The 5,336-nt window shown below is 69.7% G+C and carries 4 protein-coding genes; all 4 read right to left on the reverse strand.

Annotated features, from left to right (window positions below):
• Nucleotides 1-79: 79 nt before the first annotated feature.
• Nucleotides 80-1,057, reverse strand: coding sequence for an FmdB family zinc ribbon protein (locus LzC2_RS20120; protein WP_171189819.1), 978 nt, complete (start codon nt 1,055-1,057; stop codon nt 80-82).
• Between the two features lie 78 nt (nt 1,058-1,135).
• Entirely contained in the window at nt 1,136-1,891 is a 756-nt protein-coding gene (locus LzC2_RS20125; RefSeq protein WP_171189820.1) for a YebC/PmpR family DNA-binding transcriptional regulator, read from the reverse strand.
• Nucleotides 1,892-1,986: 95 nt separating this feature from the next.
• Complete coding sequence (locus tag LzC2_RS20130) at nt 1,987-4,323, reverse strand: tetratricopeptide repeat protein (RefSeq protein ID WP_171189821.1); 2,337 nt, start codon at nt 4,321-4,323, stop codon at nt 1,987-1,989.
• A gap of 59 nt (nt 4,324-4,382) precedes the next feature.
• On the reverse strand, nt 4,383-5,336 hold a 954-nt coding region (locus LzC2_RS20135; protein ID WP_206678829.1), incomplete at its 5' end, for a hypothetical protein.

Consider the following 5,336-nt stretch of genomic DNA (forward strand, 5'->3'; position numbering starts at 1 on the left):
CATCGGGGCGGGGGAGCGGGGCGTGCGAAGACAGGATGGGCGTCGAACCCGTCGGCGCCTTTCCTACCTGCCGGGCAGATCAGACCGAAGCGTCTTCGGGGTCGATCGCCGCGGCGTTCCCCCGGGCGAGCCGATCATAGGCGTGAGCCAGCAGCAGCCCGGCCGGCGGACCGAACAGCAGCGGGAGCGTCGCCGCCAGTAGGAACGATCCCCACAGCGCCGCCTCGAATTCTGTGCGTCCGATCGGTCCCGCGTCCCAGAAAAGGGCTAGGTAAATCAGATCGAACGCGATCAGCGGCCCGGCGAGGAGCACGTACGCGATCAGCCCGACGGCCACGCTCGTCCCCCGCCGGCCGGACGGCAGGGTCATTGCGGCCCACAGCGGACGCAGGCCGGTCAGGTCCGGGCGGTCGTGAATCAGGAAAGTGGCAGGCCAGAGCAGCACGAACGCCGCCATCGGCGCCGCTTGGCCCAGCAGGAAACCGATCAGCAGGGAGCTCTTCCGATCGACCATGCCGCTGACAAAGACCCCCGCAATGATGAGCGGGCTCCACTTCAGCGCGGCTTGGAACAGGATCGTCGGCACGCCGCACAGCGCCGCCCGTCCGCGACGCGGCGGATCGAAGGTTTGCCCGACCGAGGTCCAGCCCCGCGCGGCCGCGAGGTGCGTCCCCGTCAGCCCGTGCAGCAGCACGCTCGCCCACGCCCACATTCCGCCGAACCAGGCCGGCAGCAGAACCAGCGCCGCTGCTTCACCGCCGGACAGGCATCCGATCAGCATCATTCCGCTGACGAACCCGGCCGCGGCCCACGCCAGCCCCGCCAGCAGCACGGAGACCGACAATCGTCCGCCGAACGCCCGGTAGCTGTCCCAGGTCGCCGCCGCGAGAGACCCGAGCGTCGTATCGATCGGACCCTCCGCGGAAAAGCCGACGGCGGGGATGGGCGCCGCCGTCCCGCATCCCGGGCAGTTCGCCGCTTCTCCCGCGTCTTTGAGCGGGGCGTACAGCCGCTTCCCGCAGGCGTCGCAGATGAAGTCGAGGCGGGGAGCGGACATGCGGGCGAGAACGGCTGGGGACGCGGCCCCCGAGCCTGTCGCTGGGCGGCGGGACCGGCGGATCGCTCGCGAAAGTCGTCAGCCCAACTCGTACCCGTCCGGCAGGTTGAAGTTCGCGGAGACGGTTTGCACGTCGTCGTGGTCCTCTAACTCTTCCATCAATCGCAGCACCTGCCCGGCGGTGTCGTTGTCGAGATCGACGTAGTTCTGCGGCACGCGGGTCACCTCCGCATTCTGCGTTTCGATGCCGGCTTCCTGGAGCGCCGCGGCCACGGCGTCGAAGTCGCCCGGCGGGCAGAGCACCTCGAAGACTTCGTCCTCCTCGCTGCCCTCGCGCTTCACGTCCTCGGCGCCGGCTTCGAGGGCGATCTCGAACAGCGTTTCTTCGTCGGTGGCGGAGGCGGGGATCGTGAAGACCCCCTTGGGGTCGAACAGGTAGCTCACGCAGCCGGTGGTGCCGAGGCTGCCGCCGAAGCGGTCGAACGCCTTGCGGATCTCGCCGGCGGTGCGATTGCGGTTATCCGTGAGGATCTCGCACAGCACCGCGACGCCGCCGGGGGCGTAGCCCTCGTAGATCACCTCGTCGAAGCTGTCGCCGCTGTCGAGTTCGCCGGCGCCCTTCTTGACGGCCCGTTCGATGTTGTCCTTCGGCATCGACACGGCCTTCGCCTTGTCGATCGCGTATCGCAGCCGGAGGTTCATGTCCGGGTCGGCGCCGCCGCTGCGGGCGGCGACGATGATCAGGCGGCTGAGCTTGCCGAACAGCTTGCCGCGCTTCTTATCCACCACCCCTTTGGATCGCTGGATATTCGCCCAGTGAGAGTGGCCGGCCATGAGACAAGTGGGAAGCGGGAAGTCGGAACGCGGACGGGGCGGGAGAGGATAACGGCGGCCGCGCTCGGAGAAACCGAGCGACGGGGACCGCTGCGTTATTCCCGGCCGAGCTTCCGCTTCAGCGAGCGGATCATCGCTTCGTCCTTCACCTCCGCGGTGTTCGCCCGCTGCAGCGCCGCCCCCCAGGCGTCGCGGGCCTGCTGGGTATCGCCGAGCGCCGCCCAGAGGTCGCCGAGGTGGCTCCAGATCGTGCCGTCCCCGCCTTGGCCCTGTTCGACCTGCAACCTCGCCGCTTTCTCCAACGGAGCTTGAGCCTCCTTCGCCTTACCCCGCTTGAGCAGCACCCAGCCGAGCGAATCGAGGTATGCGGCGTTCTCCGGCTCCGCGGCGACGGCGATCCGAATCATGCGTTCCGCCCGCGGCAGGTTCACGCCGCGGTCCGCCCACAGATAGCCCAGATCGTTCAACGTCCCGGGGTCGTCGGGGGTCAATTGGAGTTGCCGCACCAATAATGCCTCGCCGCGTTCCACTTCGCCCCGCTGCACGAGCAGGGAGGAGAGAAGCTGCCGAGCCTGCTTGCCGAGGTCGCCGCCGGCATTGGGCAGTTGATCGGCGAGCGTCAGCGTGCGTTCCAGTTCCTGCTCCGCGGCGGGCCGGTCGCCGTCCACGAGACGGGCGATCGCGGCCTGATAGGCGAAGAACGGGTTGTTCGGGGCGAGCGCCTCCGCGGCCCGCAGCGCCGCGACCGCGGCGTCGGCGTTGCCGGCCTGCTGGTGGAGGGCGGCCCGAACCGTGAGGAACTCCGTGCGACGTTCGCCCAGTTCCGCGTCATCCAAGCCCTCGTCCTCCAACGCTTCGTCGGCCACGGCGGCGGCGCGGTCGTTCGCGTCCAGATCGCTCAGCACGCTGATGAGGGTGAGGTACACGTCGAAGCGCTGCGCCCGATCGCGGGCGAGCGCGCTGCGGAGGCCCGCCTCGACCTCGTCGGCACGCTTTGCCACGGCGGCGAGCTGCGCCCGCGTCATCTCCTTGGCGCGGGCGATCCCGCCGTCGTCCTCGTCCACGGGAGTCGGGTCCACCGCGGGCACGGCGTCCAACACGGCGTCGCGAAACTCCTTGTTGCGGGCGGCCCGGATCGTCTCGGCGTCGGTGTCGCTTTGACTGAGCGCCTGGGCGCGGGCGAGCGCCTCCAACCAGCCGGTAGCGTCGCTCCGCAGGCGCCGCACGCCCGCCAGGGCCAGCCAGACCGCCGGTTCCTTCTCCACCCACGCGGTCAATTCCTCCTCGGCCACTTCCAAATCGCCCGCATCGGCGCGGGCGGCGGCGAGGTTGACCGCCAACCCGGCGTTCTCCGGGAAGCGGTCCCGCAGCGAGGCGAGCCGACCGACGATTTCGCTCTCGCGATCCAGATCCCTCAACGCTCTCTGGATGACTAACGCGGCGGCGGCCACGGCGGGGGCGGGATCGGCCGGCGTGCCCGCGGCGCCTTCGAGGAGGCGGTCGAGTTCCTCCAGCGCCTCCGCGGGCTGCCCGGCAGCGGTCAGGACGGTGGCGAGCTGAACCCGGGCCGCGGGTTCCTCCGGCGTGCCGAGCACGCTGCCGGGGGAGCCGGATTCCAGCGACAGTGCCAGGCGGAACGCCTCCGCGGCCTCTGCGTGCCGACCGACGCCGGACAGGATGCGGGCGGCGGTCAGGGGGGCGGTCCGCTCGTCGCTCAACAGGGCGGTGCGGGTGCGGAAGTCCAGGCCACCTTCGGCGCCGCTCATCAGCGGCAGCAGCCGAGCGTAGGCCTCCGCGGCGTCCTCGATCTGCTGCAAGCCGGCGCTCAGGACGGCGAACCCGCGCAGCACCTCCGCCGTTTCCGGCCCGACCGTCGGCAGATCCGGGGAGAGGGCGGCCCGCTTCAGGTAAGCCTGCGCCCCCGCGGCGTCCCCCGCGCCGAGTTTCAAGCGGGCCAGCGTACGAGCCAGCTGCCAGTCGTTCGGGATTCGATCGGACAGCTCCGCGGCGACCTCGGAACCCAGGTCGTTTCGGCCCAGTTCAAACGCCACGGCGACGACCGATCGCAGCACTTCCGCGGAGTCCGGGTCTCGTTCGCGGGCGGCGAGAAACTCTTCCAGCGCCGCTTCGGGGTCGCCGTCGCGCAGCAGAAACTGACCGGCGAGGAACCGGGCCGTCGCTTCGACGCGGTCGTCTTCCGCCTCGCTTCGAACGGCCAGCGGTTCGACCGGCGCGGCTGGGTCGTCGGCCGGGCCGGTCGTCAGGCCCGCCGCCGCTTCCGCCGGGGAGGGCGGCTCCCCCAGCGTCGCGGCCGGCGGCGCGTCGCTCGGTTCCGGAGCCGCGTCCTGCGCCAGCAGCGGGTTGGACGCTAGGCTCGGAAAGAACAACAGAGCCGCGGCGAGGAGGGCCGCGGCGAATCGGGCGGTCGGCATCGGGCGGCTCCCAGGAGAAGAAGCGAGCGGCGGGGTCGGTCGGCGAGCCGACGCGAGGGTTAGCTTTTAGCGGACGACTTCGCGGACTTCTTCTTCGCCGGCGCCTTCGCGGCCGTCTTCGAAGCGACCGACTTCTTCGCCTCGGAGGCGTCGTCGGTCTTCTTCGCCGCCGGCTTGGGCTTCGCCGCGGCTTTCGGCTTCGCGGCCGCTTTGGGCTTGGAGGCTTTCTTCTTCGCCGGCGGCAATCCGGTCGACGGATCCTTCAGCGCCTTCTTGAGCCGATCGGCGGCGTCCGCGGGGGTGTAGCCGCCCTCGGGGATCGCCCACTTTTTGCCGAAGTGATCCGTGAATCGCTCGTCCGTCGCGAACGCCCGCAGCAGATGATTGAACTCCGGGGCATCCGCTTTGCGAATGGCGCTTTTGAGCGACTCGGCAATCGCGATCTCGTCGATGTCGCCCGTCGATTCGTCGCCTTCGGCCAAGCCCAGCCAGACGGCCGCCCGTCCCGTGGTGCCGTCGACCGGCACCGCATGCCCGCTCAGCGCGTGTTGCAGCGTGTACTGCCGGCTGAACGTGGACAGGTCGCGAATGTTTTCCAGCGCCTTTTGGCCCTGGTCGAGCGACTTCTTGCGGATCGGCTCCAGCGTGAACGTATAGCCGTCTTCAAAGACCGTTTGCAGCACCGTACGGATGCGGTGGGACCGCAACTCCGGCCGCGGCAACCCCTTGAGAGCGGCGGTGATCTCGCTGATGGTCGAGACGCGAATCTCGTTCAGGTCGAAGAACGTCGAGGTGAGATTCTCGTACGCCTGCTCCGCGGTCTGGGCCGGAAGATCCTCGAGCAGCACGCTGAAGATCAGCGTTTCCAGCACGGGGCGATCCGCTTCCGGGGGCGGGTCGCCATATTCTTTGCGCAGTACGGGGGTGATCGCCTTCGCCAGTTCTTGACGGTCGGACGCCTTCATCAGCGAAGCCTCTAAGTCGGTTGGGGGGTGCGGCGGGCAGGCCGACGG

This window comes from Alienimonas chondri, from assembly GCF_013036045.1.
In the GTDB taxonomy this organism is placed as follows: domain Bacteria; phylum Planctomycetota; class Planctomycetia; order Planctomycetales; family Planctomycetaceae; genus Alienimonas; species Alienimonas chondri.